The sequence below is a fragment of the Vibrio sp. 1078-1 genome, assembly GCF_033340475.1.
The window spans coordinates 366,254-384,295 of record NZ_JAWOWM010000001.1; the positions used below are offsets into that span (position 1 = coordinate 366,254).

The following is an 18,042-nucleotide window of genomic DNA, read 5'->3' on the forward strand; positions in this document are numbered from 1 at the left end:
GATGTATGAAATACAGAATCTTACTAGTAGCAGCTTCAGTCGGCTTGCTCGCCGGTTGTCCAAGCGATGATGATAACGACGTAGTGAAATCGTACCGTTACACCGTCAACGTGGCGAACTTGACTGCGAATCAACCTATGTCTCCGCTAGCGGTACTCACTCACAATGGTGACTACCAACTGTTTGAAATTGGCCAAGTGGCATCTGTTGAACTTGAGCATCTTGCCGAAGGCGGTAGTAACGCAGAGTTAATTGAATTGATGAACAGCAATGACAGTGTTTACCAAGGCATTTCGGGTAATGGATTGGTGTTGCCGGGCGCATCGGACGAAGTCACCATCACGGTTGACCCTAGTCGTTACGGTTACTTGTCTGTGGCGTCTATGTTCGTGAATACCAACGATGCCTTTGTTGGCGAAACGGGGCTATCGCTCAAATCGCTCGCAGTAGGTGAAAGCTACGAAATGAGCATGAACGTTTGGGATTCCGGTACAGAGCTAAACGATGAACTTGCCGCAACCATCCCGGGCCCAGCAGGTGGTGGTGAGGGCTTCAATGCCGCTCGTAATGACAGCAGTGATGTTGTTGCATTCCATGCGGGGGTCGTTAGCCAAGATGACGGATTAGCAAACTCAGCGCTTTCTGCGAACCATCGTTTCTTGAACCCAGGTGCGAAAGTCACCATCACTCGAGTCGAGTAACACAGGCTCCGATGACGTCTCCTTTCCAAAGCGCTTGTAGCCGAGCGCTTTATCCCTCATGGCGTCATCGGAACCTTTTTTGAAAGAATTTCTAATTTGTTCCGGTCATGTGCAAAGTGAGGATACTCGAAGGCAAGGAAAGGACCATGGAACAACAGGCAATCAATTTAGTCGCGAACATCTTGTTGGTGGAAGATGACGATGATTTGGCAGAACTGGTTCAGATGCATCTCAAGTTTCAAGGACACCAAGTGTCGCGAGCGACAAATGTCGCCGATGCTAAAACGCAATACCAGCAACAACCCTTTGATTTATTGATCCTTGACCGAGGTTTACCAGACGGCGATGGCCTAGACATCTGCCATTATTTGCGTCAGCAACAAGATTGGAGCCCAGTGCTCATGCTGACAGCCAGAGACGGTGAAATGGACAAGGTTGACGGTTTAGAAGCGGGTGTTGATGACTACATCACTAAGCCATTTAGCGTATTAGAATTCCAAGCACGAGTGCGAAACGTGCTACGCCGAGTCAGCCAAACCGCAGAAGCCAAAGTGGCAAATGAGGTCCTCAAAGATGCGATGGATTTTGGTCCGCTGAGAATCATTCCGGAGTTGCACCAAGTATCCTTAAACGACAAGGATGTCACGCTCACCGCGACAGAGTTTACTTTGCTGCAGTTTCTCGCGACTCGTCCGGGCAGAGTCTACAGTAAAGATGAATTGCTCGATCACGTTTGGAACACCAGTCATTCTGGTTATCACCACACTGTGTGTAGCACCATAAACCGTTTACGCAGCAAGTTGTCGTTGTCTGACTCTGATCATCACTTCATACAAACCGTGTGGGGTGTTGGGTATAAGTTTCAGCCAAGACACTAATGCAAGAAAGTAAGTCAAAACATCAAGCCAAGACAGTAAGTCGGCAGTTGTTTTCACCGTCATTTTTCAATCATCACGGATGTTTCAAAAACACCGCTGTTTAAGGAGGCGATAGGATGAGCTTCAAATCTCGCTTAGTGGTATTTACTAGCTTGTGGTTCTGCCTCGCGGCGGTGGTGATTGCACTGACTTACAATTGGCAAAAAGAAACCATTGAGTTACGCACTAAGCAAAGCCTGCATAAAGAGCTAGCTAGCCATATGCGTGATGATAATCCGCTGATGATCGGGACGGATTACAACCCCAAAGCGCTTAAGTCGATCTTTCATACGCTCATGCTGATCGGCCCTGATTTTGAAATCTACTTCCTCGATAGCCAAGGCAACATTACCACTCACGCAGCGCCGGAAGGGGCGGAGATCATGGGGAAGGTGGATCTCAATCCCATTAAGCAATTCTTAAATGACCAGCCTTTTCCTATTTTGGGTGAAGACCCACGCAATCGTGGTGAGCACAAAGTCTTTTCTGTCGCGGCGATAGAGGAATTAGGCTCTACGGTCGGTTATCTCTACGTGGTGATTGGCAGTACCCGACATGACGCCATTGCCAATGCTCAAGTCGATACCCCTTACATCGCGCTGGCAGGATTGGTCTTAGTCTCCATCTTAGGCTTTGCTCTTGGGGCTTATGTGCTGGTGAAACGTAGCCTATTGAACCCGATTGAGCGTGTGACCAAGCAACTTCAACAGCAAGCCGAACATGATTTCCGCCTGCAACCTGATTTTACTCACCAAGTGCCGGAGCTCGTGCCGATTGCGCACTCTTATCAGATGATGGCGAAGCACATTCAGCAACAGTTTTTACAGTTGGAGTATCAATCGTCTCATCGTCGTCAAAGCTTGTTGCAGCTTAGTCATGATTTAAAAACGCCGTTATCGAGCGTGCTGGGCTATTTGGAAACGTGGCGTTTGCAACATCCGGAATCTGATCCTTTGATTGACGTCGCTTTCCGAAATTGTGAGAAGCTCTCAACTCAATTGCATTCTTTGTTAGACGCTGCGCGCAAAGAAGCTCCATTGCCAAACTACGAGTACCGCCCCGTAGATCTTGGCGCTTTGATGGCAGAATGTGCAGAAACGATGCAGAGCCAGTTTTCTCGTAAAGAAGTGGTGTTGAAAGTGGATATCGATAACGAAATCCAAACCGTGGGTGATAAAGGACTCTTAGAGCGGTTGGTGTTGAACCTGCTTGAAAATGCATTGCGCCACAGCCCAATTGGCTCGGAAGTGCATTGCCAAGCGTATTTGAGTGAAGATAAGTCGCGCATCCACTTTACCTTCGTCAATCACATCGAGGAAGAAGCGGAGGGCGGTTCTTTGGGGATCGGGACGAAGATTGTCCAATCGATCTTAATGCTTCACCACAGCTATCTTGAGACCAATGCAACCTCCTCTCAGTATCAACAGAAGTTCACACTTCTCGCAATCTAAAGAGAAGTGTGAGACATAAGTTAATGTTTATTCAATAACACCACATACGACGCGAGCGCCACCACCACCTAGCTTATTTGGGTGATCGGAGTGATTGTCACCACCTGCATGGATCATTAACGCTCGACCTTTTAAATCCGATAATTTTAGGCGAGGTGCGACAACGGGCTGATTGGCATTGCCGTCCATGTCCACATAGAGTGGAGGCAAGTCGCCTAAATGATTGTCATCGGTCCAAGGATAGCCATGCTTCCCTGTGTTGTTAGGATCATAATGGCCACCTGCTGCGCCGCCTAATACGGTTTTGTCATCCTTTTCTATGCTATCGCAAGATGGATTAGTGTGAACATGGAAACCGTGCACACCTGCTGACAAACCTGATAATTGAGGCGTAAAAACAACGCCATAATCACTTTGTGAAATCTCAATGGTACCCGCACTCTCATTGGTGTTGAGAGCAGTCATTTCTACCGTTTTTGCTAGCGCGTTAGGGGCGGCGACAAGAGCGGATGCAACTGAAATGCATAGCAATCCTTTTAACATGGGACCTCCTTCTTTTAGGGTGTACGCTCAAGCACATATTAGTGAAAACCTGTTTTACTTATGTATGTTGAGCGGTGAGTTTATGTCATAGAGTGATGTGTATCACTTTATGGTCTTAAACTGATATCTCGATCCGAAATCAGCTTTCTTTTATTTAGTCTTAACATATTGAGATCGTTAAGATATAAAAAGAATAGACGCCAATCTTAAAATAGCCTGAATATTTTTAAATTAACGCAAAGTTAAATTTTTAATGACTTTATAACAAAGCTCATAATTGTTTTATAAAGAATTTGGTGGAATTGTCCGCAATAAAGAATAGTCAAATTAACGAATATATTAATGTGAACATTGTTGTTTATAGATTTGTGGTCAAACTGTTGCTTATATCATCAAATAAGATAAAAAATTGGAACTAAAGTCACTTAATGGCAGAGGAAAAAATTAAACTCTGATTGTAATGGGTAATAATGTTTTAGTAACAGATAGTTACGCACTTAAAATTAATAATATGGCTAATTTCCGACAAGGATTGAAAAAGATGAAAGACAAGGAATCTATTCAGACTAATAGCAGCCGCCGTAATTTTCTGAAAGGCGCAACAGGAGCTGTTGTTGCTGGTGTGAGTGCTTCCGCTTTCTCAGGCGTAGCTCAAGCACGAGAACAGAAAATTGATTGGAGCAGCCGCGGGCTAGGTAGAAAACACGATAAGCGCTTCTGGCGTAAAGTGCGAAGGCAGTTCGTTTTGGACAAACGAACCACTTACATGAACATTGGTACAACAGGTTCAATGCCAAAACATGTTCTTGAAGATTACGAGCATAACAACAAGCTGGTGGCTAAATATCCTTGGGATATGAAAGGCAAATTTGGCTCTTGGCCGTATGTTTCTGAGATGGTTAAAGACGTCGCACCAGGTTTTGGTGCTAACCCAGAAGAGATCATTCTCAGCCGCAACACTACTGATGGCTTATGCTCGATCATTAATGGCTTACACTTTGAACCAGGTGATGTGATTCTAACGACACACCATGAACATATTGCTGCAACATCACCTATGAACGTAGCGAAACATCGTTTTGGTGTGGATGTGGTAGAAATTCAACTACCAGTATTTACTGGTACCGAAAACGTTTCTGAGCAAGATTACATTCAAGCGTTCCGAGACGCGCTTGATGCGAATCAAAACGTTCGCCTAATTGTTTTCTCTCATATCACATACAAAACAGGAACCGCGCTACCAGCAAAAGCCATTTGTGCTTTAGCAAAAGAGTATGGTGTACCTACTCTTGTTGATGGCGCGCATACGGTCGGTATGTTTGACCTTGATTTCCACGATATGGATTGTGATTTCTATGCAGGATCTGGTCATAAGTGGCAGTGTGGTCCGGGTGCGACAGGTATTCTGTATGTTCGTGATAACGGTAACCGTTTGAATGAGTATTGGAGTGACCGAGAGAACCCGTTATGGTTGATCAACTCCTCACTTTCTCATGCTGATTACCTAGGTAAACAGCTGCAAATGCAATACATTGGTAACGATAACTATCCTGCGAAACAAGCACTAGTTGATAGTTGCAAAATGTGGGATGAGATTGGTCGAGACCGTATCGAAGAGCGAGTTGTAAGCCTTGGTAGTTTATGTAAAACCTTGCTTCAAGAGTACTTACCACAAGCCAAAATGTATTCACCAAACGTGGAAGGCTTAACCAGTGGCTTAACGACGGTTAACCCGTTCTCCGATGTAACTAATGAAGAGATACTGACGGAATTCCGAGATCGTTTACGTGAAGAGTATGGTTACATCATCCGTACGACTAGCTTTAAGCTGCATAAGGATGATGACTTTGATACTTACGCGCTGCGTATCTCTACGCATTTGTTCCATGACGAACAAGATGTGGAAGGGCTCGTAGTGGCGATGACGAATTTGTATTACTCGTCGTTCTAACATCGTTGTTTATCACTCAAGCGCCCATTATTGGGCGCTTTGTGAAAGGTAAGGATATTATTATGTCAGTCATAACATTCAAAAGAACTTTAGCGACGGTGGCGCTCATGGTTACCTCTGTTGCGTCGTCTGCCGCTTGGTCAGACGATTTACAACAAATCCGTGAACGCGGTGTACTGCGTCACATTGGTGTCCCGTACGCTAACTTTGTCTCCTATATTGAACAAGGTGAAGTGGAAACTTTGACTGGCTTGGATGTAGAGATAATAAAAGGTTTTGCCAAGTCGTTAGGTGTTCAGTACCAGTATGTTCCAGCACAGTGGAGCGACGTGGTTGGTAAGTTGACAGGGCAAAATGTGCAATATCACAACAAGCAGGCTGTTGTCGGAGAAAGTGTTCCAATTGAAGGCGATTTGATCGCAAATGGCGTTACTATTCTTGATTGGCGCTCTGAGGTTGTCGATTTTTCACAAGATTATTTTCCTTCAGGTGTATGGTTGGTTTCCAGATCCGACTCTAGTCTGAGCCCGATTAAACCAAGTGGGTCGGTCAATGAAGATGTTAAAAACGTCAAGCAGCTGATCGATGGTCGCGAAGTGTTAGCTTTAGAACATTCTTGCTTGGATCCTAACCTTTATGACTTATATGACACAGGTGCAAAAGTTATATTACCTGATGGGGCGCGTCTCCTTAATGAGATGGTTCCAGCGATAATGAAAAATGATGCGGAAAGCACATTATTAGATGTTGCGGATACGCTAATTGCCCTCGAAAAATGGCCGGGCGAAATAAAAGTCATTGGCCCTATATCTGAAAATCAAAAAATGGCTGTTGCATTCCGTAAAAATTCCCCTGAATTACGCAAAGCATTTGATCGTTATTTAAACTCGATAAAAAAAGACGGTTCATACGAAAAATTAGTAAAAAAATACTATCCATCTATTTACTACTTTTATAACGATTACTTTATAGAAGATAAAAAGAAAGTCCGATGAATAAGGCCGTTAAAAAATTTTCCAGTAAAAGATTTATTACAATAAGCGCAATATTAGTTTCAATTTACCTAGCTATGCTTATTACTGTGACTAGCGTAGGTCAAAATAAATTAAAAGAATCTCAATACAGAGAACTAGATTTAAAAGTTAAAAGTTATGCAAGCACACTCGATAATTTATTTACCATAGCGAGTGAAGATGTTGATAATCTAGCTACAGATAAAACAATACAAACATTCTTTGGTAATTTAGCTTCTGGAATGTCAATGGAGTATGGGTTAGGTGCCAGTTTAATTAATTTAAAGCGTCGCTTCGATGAGAAGATAGACAGTAAGCTAATTAATAGCAGCCAAATCTATAAGAAGCTCACGCTGGTAGGCAGTGATGGAGTCACCATTGTCACCACTGGATCTGAAAACCTTGCCGAGCACAAAATGGACATACAAACCTTAATGACTCAACACGGGCATCCCGAAGAGGTTTGTGCGACGCGATACAATGATGACGTTCGCATTCAAGTCATTAAGCAAGTTAAGTTCTCCGGAAAGCCTGTTGCCTTTTTAATTGCCGATCTTAATAAGAATATTGTTATTGACCAACTTACTAACCAAGAACACGAAGATAGTTATAGCCGAATGGTGCTAAAAATAAAAGACGTGGAAATGGTTGTATGGGATACCATAAATAAAACACCTTCTCACAATAAGGATGAGAACTATTTCGTTTCTGAGGCTATAGACGGAAAAATTTACTTTGAAGTGCCTGTGGATAAACATCACTTCAAATTGATGGCGTGGTTCGAGCCTTTGAGTGAACGAGATATATTTACATCACGGCTCTTTATTATTGGTTTGAGTATTCTCGCCGTTATGATCGTCATTGCTTTATGTTATGCATTCATCACGAACAATAATAGGATTGAATTGAAAATTAAGCTTGAGGAAGAAAAAAAGCGTAAAGATATTCTTTCTCAACAGAATAAAAAATTAACGAACGAAATTGAACGTCGAAAAGCGTCTGAAAAAGAACTCGCCTTCCAAGCTAAATATGACACATTAACCAATTTACCTAATCGTAGTTATGGTTCCGAGCGATTGGCTTTGGAGTTAATTAGGGCATCGCGTAGTGGGTCTAAAGTTTTGGTGATGTTCATCGACTTAGACCACTTTAAGCAGATTAACGATTCAATGGGACACTTTGTTGGGGATGAAATCCTTAAACTCAGTGCTCAGCGACTGTATCAAGTCGCAAGAAAAACAGACTTATTGGCGAGAATTGGTGGGGATGAGTTTTTACTCGTCATCCCAGACTTGCCTGATAATGATACTGCAAAGCGAGTTGCTTCAAGTGTGCTTTCGGCGTTTAACGATCCGTTTGTTTGGAACAACCATGAATTCTTCTTGAGTAGCAGCGTTGGAATGTCTGTGTTCCCGGATGACGGAGACAACGCTGAGCAGCTCCTTGCATGTGCTGATATGGCAATGTATCGGGCGAAACAAGATGGGCGTGATGGCTTTTGTTTTTATAACCATAATATGAACCAAGATTTGCAACGCTATTTGGATCTGGAAAATCGTCTGAGAAGTGCGATCTCCAATCAGTTATTAGAGCTGTATTATCAGCCAATTATTGAGCTGAGTAGTGGTAAAATCGTAGGTGCAGAAGCGCTAATGCGTTGGAATGATGACAAGTACGGATTTGTAAACCCTGAAGAGTTTATCTCTATTGCAGAGAAAAATGGTTTAATTCATCAAATTGGTGAGTTTGCTATTCAACAAGCGTGTCGACAAGCGGCACAATGGCAGAGTCTGACTCCGTTGTTTGTTTCTGTAAACTTTTCTAGTGTTCAATTTAGGTACTGCGAGCGCTTACTTACGTTTATTAAACACAGCCTTGAGGAGTCTGGTCTTCCGTCCGATAAGTTCGATATTGAAGTGACAGAAAGTCTCCTCTTCAATCACGATTCTGAGCTATTAGACATGCTTAATAACTTACGAGCGTTAGGCACCAAACTTACTATTGATGATTTTGGTACTGGTTATTCTGCGCTGAGTTACTTGCAGAAGTTTCCGTTCGACCGCTTAAAGATTGATCGTAGCTTTATGCAAAATATGTTCGAGAACGACTCAGACCGCGAGCTTGTCAACGTAATCATAGCAATGGCGAAAGCGCTGGATCTTAAGATCGTCGCAGAAGGCATCGAAGAACAGCGTCATGTGGATTACCTGAAAAACCTAAACTGTGAGTTCGGACAAGGTTTCCACTATAGCCGACCATTACCTGCTAAGGACTTTGAAGCACTTTTGGCTAAGCCTACCTGGCTATAATTCCTTTTATAACAACCTCATAGAAAAGCATTAATCGAATTTGTGCCTAGGATTCATTAATGCTTTTCCACCTTAAGGTATAATCCTTCCTCCTTCCTTGAATTACACTACAATTAATTGATGAGTGATAGCCCGTGACGCCCGTCACATAAAGGCTAAGCCTAATTCTAAACGAGTAAATACTCGCCAAAATAACTAGGAAGGAATTTCAAATGTCTTCTGCATTCTACCAACAGATTCAGCAGCAAATCGAAGAAGTAAAGGCGGAAGGCCTTTACAAATCAGAGCGTGTCATTACGTCTCAACAGCAAGCGGCTGTTAAAATCTCTACTGGTGAAGAAGTACTAAACTTCTGTGCGAACAACTACCTTGGTCTTGCTAACCACCCGGCACTTATCGAAGCGGGTAAAGCAGGCATGGACGAGCACGGCTTTGGTATGGCTTCAGTACGTTTTATCTGTGGTACGCAAGACATCCACAAAGAGCTTGAGCAGAAGCTTTCTAAGTTCCTAGGTAAAGAAGATACGATTCTTTACACATCATGTTTCGACGCAAACGCGGGCCTATTTGAAACTATTCTAGGCAAAGAAGACGCAATCATCTCTGACGCTTTAAACCACGCGTCAATCATCGACGGTGTTCGTCTATGTAAAGCAATGCGTTTCCGCTACTCAAACAACAACATGGAAGAGCTAGAGCAACAACTGATCGCTGCGAAAGAAGCAGGTGCTCGCCACATTCTTATCGTAACGGACGGTGTGTTCTCAATGGACGGCGTAGTAGCAAACCTTCCGGCTATCTGTGACCTAGCAGAGAAGTACGGCGCGTTGACTATGGTTGATGACTCTCACGCTGTTGGCTTCATGGGCAAAACAGGTGCAGGTACGCACGAGCACCACAACGTAGTTGACCGTATCGACATCATCACTGGTACGCTAGGCAAAGCAATGGGCGGCGCTTCAGGCGGTTACACATCTGGTAAAGCGGAAGTGATTGACTGGCTACGTCAGCGTTCTCGTCCATACCTATTCTCTAACTCTGTTGCACCAGCAATCGTAAGCGCTTCTATCCGCGTTCTAGATCTACTAGAAGAGAGCGGTGACCTACGTGATCGTCTATGGGAAAACGCAGCACACTTCCGTACTCGTATGGAAGACGCTGGTTTCACAATGGGTGGTGCTGACCACGCAATCATTCCGATCATGCTTGGTGACGCAAAAGTAGCAGCAGAATTCGCAGAGCGTGCGCTGGAGAAAGGCATCTACGTAATCGGCTTCTCATTCCCTGTTGTACCAAAAGGTCAAGCGCGTATCCGTACTCAAATGTCTGCAGCGCACTCTCGTGAGCAACTAGACCGTGCAATCGACGCGTTCATCCAAGTTGGTAAGGACATGGGCATCATCTAAGTTTCGTTTCCTCTTCCTAGCCTCCTCCTAAAACATAGGAGAGGGATTAGATAGGAAGGAGAAAGAGTTTACGCTTAAAGATAAAAAGGCTTTCCCAACTCTTCAGAGTCGGCTCATGGGCAAAGCCTTTATTTCTTCTTTAAACGCATTAGATGAAAGAATTTTTTGTCACGCATAGAGCGGGGCAATGTTTGGTGAATACTATGAAAATTAAAGCATTATCAAAGCTAAAGCCTGAACAAGGCATCTGGATGACTGAGGTTGATAAACCTGAAGTTGGCCATAACGACATTCTGATCAAAATTAAGAAAACCGCTATCTGTGGTACAGACGTACACATCTACAACTGGGACGAATGGTCACAAAAGACAATTCCAGTGCCTATGGTTGTTGGTCACGAATACGTGGGTGAAGTGGTTGCGATTGGTCAGGAAGTTCGTGGCTTTGAAATCGGTGACCGCGTATCTGGCGAAGGTCATATCACGTGTGGTCACTGTCGTAACTGTCGTGGCGGCCGTACTCACCTATGTCGTAACACGATTGGTGTGGGCGTTAACCGCGAAGGTGCATTCGCAGAATACCTAGTGATCCCAGCGTTCAACGCGTTCAAGATCCCTGAAGGCATCTCTGACGATCTAGCGTCTATCTTTGACCCGTTTGGTAACGCAGTACACACCGCGCTTTCTTTCGACCTAGTAGGCGAAGACGTGCTTATCACAGGTGCTGGCCCAATCGGTATCATGGCAGCGGCAGTTGCAAAACACGTTGGTGCTCGCCACGTAGTGATCACAGATGTGAACGAATACCGTCTAGAACTTGCTCGTAAGATGGGCGTAACACGCGCAGTAAACGTTGCAGAAGAGAAACTAGAAGACGTAATGGCTGAGCTAGGCATGACAGAAGGCTTCGACGTTGGTCTAGAAATGTCTGGTAACCCAGCAGCATTCAACTCAATGCTAACCACAATGAACCACGGTGGTCGCATTGCACTACTAGGTATTCCACCGTCAGACATGGGTATCGACTGGAACCAAGTTATCTTCAAAGGCTTGGTGATCAAAGGTATCTACGGTCGCGAAATGTTCGAAACTTGGTACAAGATGGCTTCACTGATCCAATCTGGTCTGGATCTATCGCCAATCATCACGCACCACTACAAGATTGATGACTTCCAAGAAGGCTTCGATGTAATGCGCAGCGGTATGTCAGGCAAAGTTATTCTTGATTGGGAATAACTTATTCAAGTAAGAAATGCGCTCCTTTTTGGGGCGCATTTTTGTTTCATGAAGATTCTTGTTTCGGGAAGAAATGGTCGCCAATCTTTTCTAAACTTCTCGTGTCGTTCTGCTACTTTTTTTAGATTTTTTCCACTCAACTTCACCCTACCTTCTAACTCATTGTCGATTCTGTATTTGGAACAAGATAATAACCATTTGTTTTTAGTGGTTATTTTTTAGCATTACATGCTTAAAAATCGTCACTTTTAAGTTTAATATTTTTATTTGCTGTTCGTCTTTATCCTTATCCTGCTTCTTTTTATTGTTTTACATTTTATATGCATTTGGTTTGTCATAATTGAGCTATAACTAATAAAAAGGTTACCGATATACAGTGGAATGTAAAAATGGAGCTTTATATGAAAAGATTTTATCTGATGATGCCTCTGCTCTTAACCTCATTTAGTTGGCAAGCGAGTGGAGCGTCAGTGAGCGGTACGATTGATGTTTCAATTAACCTTGTACAAGGTTGTGTGATTAATGGAAACAATGCGGTAGATGCAGCTTCTGGCGTTGGCTTTGGCTCACTCGCCTTTGGAGACGTGCCTGCAATCTTCAGTGAACAAGATGGTGTGGTAAATGGTGGTAGTGCGACGGGTATTGAAGTGCTTTGTAGTAACGGTGTGACACCGACGTTTACATTGGGCACCGGATTGTATGATGCAAGTGCGACCGTTGGTACCTACGCGATGTCAAATGGCGCGCAATTTATTGATTATACGTTGTTTACCGACTCAGACCGAAGCACACAAATTATACAAGGCGGGACGGTAGCTCTGTCTGAATTTACTAGTGCAACATCGCAAACTATTGAGCTTTTTGCGAAAGCTTACGGTACGAGCAGCATTGCCGGCACATACTCCGATACCATCAGTGTGACGCTAAGCTGGTAAAACGTGACGCTGGTTGTTAGGGGCTTTTCACTTGTCGCGATGAGTTTGTGCTCTTTAACTGTGCTGGCTGATGCGACACAAACTTTTCAGGTGTCTGCCACCGTAGATACAGGTTGTTTGATTAACGGCGCAGTACAAGAAGAAAGCGCAACCCAAGCTGGGCAAATAGGCACGTTAGATTTTGGTGAGCATTCTTCAGTTTACGCGACGGAAGTACAAGGCAGCATCACTTACAGTTCATCACTCACATTAAGTTGTACTCCGGGTATTACGATGAATGTTTCCGTAAATGGCGGGATGAATGCATCGGACGGTGTACGTAAGCTAAAGCACAGTGAAGAAGCGACAACGGTAGATTACTTTTTGTTTCAGGATCTAAATTATACGCAGGTGCTTGATATTGACACGCAATATTCCGTCGATACCGACCAAGACCCAGATAATATTCAGTTTCCTATCTGGGCAAAGGCGACAATAAATGGGAATGAAATGGCTGGAATTTATATGGATACGCTGACGCTGACATTAGAGTGGTAAGTGAACTTTGGAGGGGTGAAATGGAATTCATACTCAAAAAACTATTATTAATAACCTTCCTTTTTGTTTTTTTCTCAAATGCCAATGCTAACTCATTATTAATTTGGCCGATTTACCCCAAAATATCAGAGGAGAGTAATGCAACATCACTTTGGATGGTAAATAAAGGCAGTGTTGATTCTTATTTACAGGTGAGAATTTTTAAGTGGGAACAAAACGAAGGAGAAGATAGTTATTCAAGTCAAAGCCAGTTAATTGCAACCCCTCCGTTTGTCAAAATTGAACCAGGTGAAAAGCAGTTAATCCGCATCATCAACCAAGATGAGGCCTCTGCGGGTAAGGAGTATGCATACCGAGTGATCATAGATGAATTACCGCCAACTCAAAACCCTCAAACAGAATTGACGGAAAATGAACTCGCTGTAAAAGTCCGAATGCGTTACTCGATACCTTTGTTTATTTACGGGAAAGGGCTGACTGATACTCAAAAACCAAACCGTGACAGTGAATTATGGGATGATTTACAGGCACAGTTTATTAAGAAAAATAATCAGCGTTTTGTTCACATTAAAAATTCAGGAAAACACCATGTTCGCTTAGTGAATTTACAGTTGAATCTACCAAATAAAGATCCTGTCGTTATTTCCGATGGACTAGCTGGCTATATTCTTCCTGAACAGTATAAGGTTTGGTCTATTCCCCATAGTAATGTCAGACCCTTGAGTTTGAGCGCGAATATTGGAGGTAAACGTTACCAAATACCATTGAAGCAATAATGAATAGATTTAATACAATGAATGCTTTCTTTTGGTTGGTATTACTTAGCGTAACGTGGAGCAGTATTGGTCTTTGTGCAAATTCAGCAAACCACTTCTCTGAGCTACCGAGTCCTGAAAATTTCTCATTAGAAAAGTTTGAGAATATTAGCCTCAATCTGGAGTTGGTGATCAATCAAAGAGCAACCGGGCTTGTTGCGAAAGTTGAGCGAGTTGGCGATCAGTTCTTTTTGCTCCGGGAGGACCTCATTTCAGTTGGGGTTACCGCCAAGTCGTTGCCTGGAACCGAAGAGAGACTTGAGGTTACGTCTATCCCAGGTGTTAACGTGCGTTACTTGCAATCGTCATTGCAACTCGCAATTGACGTACCGCCTAATTGGTTACCGATGCAGAATTTATCAGCGCAGGATATGGGGCGATTTTCCCCGGCTCAGTTTGGGCGTGGTGGCCTGCTTAACTACAACGTATTTGGTGTGTACGAGAACGAAAGCCGACAAAAGGAGGTTTCTATCAATCATGAAGTCAGAGCCTTTTCTGAGTTTGGCGTTTTTTCTACTACCGGGATATTTAAATCTAACTTTCATCGCGATGTTCAGTCCCAGCAAAGCAGCCAGTACACTCGTTTTGATACGAGTTACGAGTACGTCAATCAAGAGAAGCGAATTCGTATGGAGGTAGGGGACTATATTGTTCGCCCTTTATCTTGGAGCCAACCAGTAAGACTGGCGGGTATTCAGTTGTCACATGATTTCTCTATGCGTCCGGATGTCGTGACGACGCCGTTACCTGCATTTTATGGTGAGGTCACAGCGCCCACTACGTTAGATTTGTTTATCAATGGCTTTAAAACTGACTCAATGAATGTTGGGCCCGGTCCTTTCATTATTAACGATATTCCAATGCTCTCTGGTGCTGGGGAAGCAACGGTAATTGCAACGGATGCTCAAGGTAAGCAAACGGTCATGACCAGCCCATTTTTTCTCTCTTCCGATCTACTGAAGACCGGATTTACATCTTACAGTGCGAGTATTGGTGCGATCAGAGAAAATTTCGGTAATGCATCTAACGACTATGGAGACGGTGGCGTGGTTACCGCTCTGCGTCATGGCATGACTGATTGGTTAACATTAGAAGCTCAAGCTGAAGCAAAAGATGACCTGATCGTTGCGGGGCTGGGCTTTGTCACTAATGCTTTCAACTTGGGTACGGTGGATGCCTCGTTTCGTGTGAGTAATTTTCAGGATCAATCTACCTCATATGCGCTAGGTTATAGTTATCAGTCTCGGCTGTTTAGCTTCGCTGCTCGAACTCAAGTAGAACAAGCCGACTTTTATACCTTATCTCATTTACCAAATTACGAAATGCTCGATGAAGGCAAAGACGCTTCACTCGCGTCGCGCCATCTATCACAAATCAATATGGGAGTCCGTTTGGGAGATTGGGGCTCACTTTCTGGTGGGTACTTTGATATTCAACAATCCGACTCAGATTCACGTACCCTAAATCTCACTTATAGCTACGCTCTGCCTTTTAATATCAATATGTCCCTTTCTTACAATCATAGTATTGGTGGTCAGAGTGTTACGTTGGCGCAATTCTCTCTACCTTTCAGTTCTTTGGGGGGAAGTTCGGGGCTAACGCTGAAAAGAGAGGACGATGGCGATGTGCGAGGGCGAGTGGGTTACAGCCGCCTTGCGCCAATACGAGGTGGGTGGGGCGTCAATTTAGCGCATGATATTAACGAACACCCAGAAAACCGTAAACAGGCTGATTTGACCTACCGTGCGTCATGGGCGCAGTTCAGAGCGGGGTTAAATGGCACCAGTGGCGACTATGATTATTTTGCGGAAATGGCAGGTTCGGTCTCTACGTTGGATGGAGAAATATTCCCGGCGAATGAAGTGTATGACAGCTTCGCTGTGGTGAGCACCAGTGGTTTTGAAGGTATTCCGGTTAAATATGAGAATCAAATTGTCGGAGTGACAGACGATGAAGGTTACTTACTTGTTCCTTGGGCTACGGCGTATTACACCGCCAAATATGAAATCGATCCACTTAATTTACCAGCCAATGCTGCGTTTTCTGAGACAGAGCAGTTTGCTTCGATACATTCGGGCTACGGCTACCTGTTAGAGTTCCCAATAGAGCTACAAATTGCACTGAGCATGACGGTGGTAGACGAAAATCATTTGTTCCTTCCGATTGGTACATATGGCCGCTCAGAAACGGGCTTAACAAGCCAAATTGGTTGGGATGGTTTTACGTACTTTGAAGGCGTTGACCTAGGCCGCTATATTCAGTTTTATCCTCAAGGACAGTCGCCATGTAAAGTGTTTATTGAGGGGTTGTATCAGCGTGACAGTCAAAAAATACAAACATTGCCTGAGCAGGTTTGTATCAAAGCCGAAGAAGAGACCGCACTATGATTTTGCGCAGCTGGTTTGCTAGCCTACTTCTCTTTTTCTCGTGCTCGACAATGGCTTGTCAGCTCACGGCGGCAACACCTTTAATCTTGTTTGGCAATGTTTCTTCGTTTACTGTTTCAAGCTCTCAGCAGCAAAGCTCAGCTCAGCCTCATGCGGGGATTACGTGTGACTTTTCTACACTTGTGTCTTTGTTAAGTGGCGACTACGTATCAGCAACGTTTAACAGTATAAATAATGGTTTGCTATTAAATGAGGATGATCCGAGTTCGGAGCTCAGCTATCAGATTTTTGGCGATCCAGGTCTTTCACAAGAGTATGTATTCGGCCAAACTTACAATTTTTTTGAAATCGGGTTACTCGATTTACTCGGGTTGTTTGGCACTCAAGCTGAGTTTCCGCTTTATGCTCGGACGGGAGTGGGTAGTAATCTTTCCGCTGGGACTTATAAAGACCAAATCACCGTATCCTGGATTTGGGATTACTGTAAGGGTATCGGGGTTCTAGGGGTATGCATTGGCCGCGCCAATGGCAGCGCTCAAAGCGTGATTACGGTTGAGTTAGAAGTGACCCCTGATTGTATGATCACGGCGCCAGATATTGACTTTGGTTCGTCCCCATTAGTGGCCGGTTTTGAACCAGTCAGTCAGGTTATATCGTTAACTTGTACCAAGAATAGTTCCTTCTCCATTGGCTTGAATGACGGCCTAAATGCGTCCGGCGGTCAGCGGCGAATGATTTCTAGTGGTCACTATTTGGAGTATGAAATCTATAAGTCATCAACGATGGAGCGCTGGGGAGGCACCAGTTCTGAACGTCGTGAACACGGTGACGTCGATACTGGCGGCTCCATTCCGGATGGTATCACTCCACAGAATTATAATTATCGCGCGCAGATACTAACCAGCCAAACGACCCCTCCTGCAGGTACTTACACCGATTCAATAATCGTTGACGTTCAATTTTGAGCATCATGTCAATTACATCATTAGAGGCTTCTATTCCAAAAATTTTTTGTAATCATAGTTTTCACTCTGTCACTGCTTAATTTTGTGAGATTAGTATGGCTTTATTCTCACGGAATTTAACTTTCAGAAATAAGGAAAATGATGAAGAAGTCACTAACAACATTAGGTTTGGCACTGGTATTTACAGGAACAGCTTATGCAGCAAGCTGGGGCTACGAGGGAAACCATGGGCCAGCTCATTGGGGTGAGTTTGCATCTGAGTGCGCAAAAGGTCAAAACCAGAGCCCAATCAACATTGAATCGGCGACCGAAGCGAAGCTAGAAAAATTGAATTTCGACTACGAAGGTAAGGCAATTTCACTGCTGAACAACGGTCACACTTTACAGACTGGTTTAGAAGGTAAAAACACACTCACCATTGATGGTAAAGAGTTTACGTTGAAACAGTTCCACTTCCATACGCCATCTGAAAACCATGTGGACGGTAAAGAATACCCTCTAGAAGCACACTTTGTGCATGCCGACAAAGTAGGTCATCTAGCTGTTGTCGCGGTGTTCTTTAAACTGGGTGACGCGAACCCAGATCTAGCTAAGATGCTAGCTAACATTCCAACTAAAGATCAAGATGTTACCATCAAGGTTCCATTTGATGCTGATGCCCTTATCCCAAGTGATAAAGACTACTACCGCTTTAACGGCTCACTAACGACACCGCCATGCTCTGAAGGTGTACGTTGGTTCGTGATGAAAGAAGCACAAACTATTTCTCCTGAGCAGATAAAATCTTTTTCGGAAGTAATGGGGAAAAACAATCGCCCAATCCAACCGCTGAATGCACGTATGGTGTTAACGCAACAATAACCACTTCATGCGAAGA

The 18,042-nt window shown here is 43.9% G+C and carries 15 protein-coding genes; 14 read left to right on the forward strand and 1 reads right to left on the reverse strand.

The window, feature by feature from the left end; genetic code table 11:
• The first annotated feature begins 5 nt into the window (after positions 1-5).
• From R7190_RS01670 to R7190_RS01680, 3 genes are all read left to right on the forward strand, one after another.
• Positions 6-701 carry a spondin domain-containing protein gene (locus R7190_RS01670; RefSeq protein ID WP_186585101.1) on the forward strand — a complete coding sequence of 232 codons (696 nt, stop codon included), beginning with the start codon at positions 6-8 and terminating at the stop codon, positions 699-701.
• A 146-nt stretch (positions 702-847) separates the two neighbouring features.
• The gene (locus tag R7190_RS01675) at positions 848-1,579 is read left to right on the forward strand and encodes a response regulator transcription factor (RefSeq protein WP_186585102.1); all 732 of its coding nucleotides are present in this window, start codon (positions 848-850) and stop codon (positions 1,577-1,579) included.
• 116 nt (positions 1,580-1,695) lie between these two features.
• Positions 1,696-3,069 carry a sensor histidine kinase gene (locus R7190_RS01680; protein ID WP_213986393.1) on the forward strand — a complete coding sequence of 458 codons (1,374 nt, stop codon included), beginning with the start codon at positions 1,696-1,698 and terminating at the stop codon, positions 3,067-3,069.
• A 27-nt stretch (positions 3,070-3,096) separates the two neighbouring features.
• Here R7190_RS01680 and R7190_RS01685 read toward each other — a convergent pair whose 3' ends face one another.
• Positions 3,097-3,612 carry a superoxide dismutase family protein gene (locus R7190_RS01685; protein ID WP_017635497.1) on the reverse strand — a complete coding sequence of 172 codons (516 nt, stop codon included), beginning with the start codon at positions 3,610-3,612 and terminating at the stop codon, positions 3,097-3,099.
• A gap of 541 nt (positions 3,613-4,153) precedes the next feature.
• Here R7190_RS01685 and R7190_RS01690 point away from each other — a divergent pair.
• The 11 genes from R7190_RS01690 to R7190_RS01740 all read left to right on the forward strand — a co-directional run bounded on the left by R7190_RS01690 (position 4,154) and on the right by R7190_RS01740 (position 18,026).
• Complete coding sequence (locus R7190_RS01690; RefSeq protein WP_005375092.1) at positions 4,154-5,563, forward strand: aminotransferase class V-fold PLP-dependent enzyme; 1,410 nt, start codon at positions 4,154-4,156, stop codon at positions 5,561-5,563.
• Between the two features lie 62 nt (positions 5,564-5,625).
• Complete coding sequence (locus tag R7190_RS01695) at positions 5,626-6,558, forward strand: transporter substrate-binding domain-containing protein (RefSeq protein WP_042521667.1); 933 nt, start codon at positions 5,626-5,628, stop codon at positions 6,556-6,558.
• A complete protein-coding gene (locus R7190_RS01700) occupies positions 6,555-8,885 on the forward strand; it encodes a putative bifunctional diguanylate cyclase/phosphodiesterase (protein WP_054730634.1) in 2,331 nt (776 codons plus the stop codon). Before R7190_RS01695 ends, R7190_RS01700 begins: the two co-directional genes overlap by 4 nt.
• A gap of 212 nt (positions 8,886-9,097) precedes the next feature.
• A complete protein-coding gene (locus R7190_RS01705; protein WP_186585103.1) occupies positions 9,098-10,291 on the forward strand; it encodes a glycine C-acetyltransferase in 1,194 nt (397 codons plus the stop codon).
• Positions 10,292-10,494: 203 nt separating this feature from the next.
• On the forward strand, positions 10,495-11,526 hold the full coding sequence (gene tdh / locus R7190_RS01710; RefSeq protein ID WP_005432271.1) for an L-threonine 3-dehydrogenase: 1,032 nt from the start codon (positions 10,495-10,497) through the stop codon (positions 11,524-11,526).
• A 389-nt stretch (positions 11,527-11,915) separates the two neighbouring features.
• Entirely contained in the window at positions 11,916-12,461 is a 546-nt protein-coding gene (locus R7190_RS01715) for a spore coat U domain-containing protein (protein WP_005375099.1), read from the forward strand.
• A 39-nt stretch (positions 12,462-12,500) separates the two neighbouring features.
• Positions 12,501-12,998 (forward strand): spore coat U domain-containing protein, encoded by a 498-nt coding sequence (locus R7190_RS01720; protein WP_017820521.1) that lies wholly within the window; start codon positions 12,501-12,503, stop codon positions 12,996-12,998.
• A 20-nt stretch (positions 12,999-13,018) separates the two neighbouring features.
• Positions 13,019-13,774 carry a molecular chaperone gene (locus R7190_RS01725; protein WP_005375103.1) on the forward strand — a complete coding sequence of 252 codons (756 nt, stop codon included), beginning with the start codon at positions 13,019-13,021 and terminating at the stop codon, positions 13,772-13,774.
• A complete protein-coding gene (locus tag R7190_RS01730) occupies positions 13,774-16,200 on the forward strand; it encodes a fimbria/pilus outer membrane usher protein (protein ID WP_390904739.1) in 2,427 nt (808 codons plus the stop codon). Before R7190_RS01725 ends, R7190_RS01730 begins: the two co-directional genes overlap by 1 nt.
• A complete protein-coding gene (locus R7190_RS01735) occupies positions 16,197-17,165 on the forward strand; it encodes a spore coat U domain-containing protein (RefSeq protein WP_158173227.1) in 969 nt (322 codons plus the stop codon). The genes R7190_RS01730 and R7190_RS01735 overlap by 4 nt, the downstream gene beginning before the upstream one ends.
• 141 nt (positions 17,166-17,306) lie before the next feature.
• Positions 17,307-18,026 (forward strand): carbonic anhydrase, encoded by a 720-nt coding sequence (locus R7190_RS01740; protein WP_042521660.1) that lies wholly within the window; start codon positions 17,307-17,309, stop codon positions 18,024-18,026.
• Positions 18,027-18,042 lie beyond the last annotated feature (16 nt).

What these genes read in the sequence shown, in the direction of transcription:
- R7190_RS01670 (WP_186585101.1), top strand. Translation starts at nt 6, where the DNA reads ATGAAATACAGAATCTTACTAGTAGCAGCTTCAGTCGGCTTGCTCGCC.
- R7190_RS01675 (WP_186585102.1), top strand. Translation starts at nt 848, where the DNA reads ATGGAACAACAGGCAATCAATTTAGTCGCGAACATCTTGTTGGTGGAA.
- R7190_RS01680 (WP_213986393.1), top strand. Translation starts at nt 1,696, where the DNA reads ATGAGCTTCAAATCTCGCTTAGTGGTATTTACTAGCTTGTGGTTCTGC.
- R7190_RS01685 (WP_017635497.1), bottom strand. Translation starts at nt 3,612, where the DNA reads ATGTTAAAAGGATTGCTATGCATTTCAGTTGCATCCGCTCTTGTCGCC.
- R7190_RS01690 (WP_005375092.1), top strand. Translation starts at nt 4,154, where the DNA reads ATGAAAGACAAGGAATCTATTCAGACTAATAGCAGCCGCCGTAATTTT.
- R7190_RS01695 (WP_042521667.1), top strand. Translation starts at nt 5,626, where the DNA reads ATGTCAGTCATAACATTCAAAAGAACTTTAGCGACGGTGGCGCTCATG.
- R7190_RS01700 (WP_054730634.1), top strand. Translation starts at nt 6,555, where the DNA reads ATGAATAAGGCCGTTAAAAAATTTTCCAGTAAAAGATTTATTACAATA.
- R7190_RS01705 (WP_186585103.1), top strand. Translation starts at nt 9,098, where the DNA reads ATGTCTTCTGCATTCTACCAACAGATTCAGCAGCAAATCGAAGAAGTA.
- tdh (WP_005432271.1), top strand. Translation starts at nt 10,495, where the DNA reads ATGAAAATTAAAGCATTATCAAAGCTAAAGCCTGAACAAGGCATCTGG.
- R7190_RS01715 (WP_005375099.1), top strand. Translation starts at nt 11,916, where the DNA reads ATGGAGCTTTATATGAAAAGATTTTATCTGATGATGCCTCTGCTCTTA.
- R7190_RS01720 (WP_017820521.1), top strand. Translation starts at nt 12,501, where the DNA reads ATGAGTTTGTGCTCTTTAACTGTGCTGGCTGATGCGACACAAACTTTT.
- R7190_RS01725 (WP_005375103.1), top strand. Translation starts at nt 13,019, where the DNA reads ATGGAATTCATACTCAAAAAACTATTATTAATAACCTTCCTTTTTGTT.
- R7190_RS01730 (WP_390904739.1), top strand. Translation starts at nt 13,774, where the DNA reads ATGAATAGATTTAATACAATGAATGCTTTCTTTTGGTTGGTATTACTT.
- R7190_RS01735 (WP_158173227.1), top strand. Translation starts at nt 16,197, where the DNA reads ATGATTTTGCGCAGCTGGTTTGCTAGCCTACTTCTCTTTTTCTCGTGC.
- R7190_RS01740 (WP_042521660.1), top strand. Translation starts at nt 17,307, where the DNA reads ATGAAGAAGTCACTAACAACATTAGGTTTGGCACTGGTATTTACAGGA.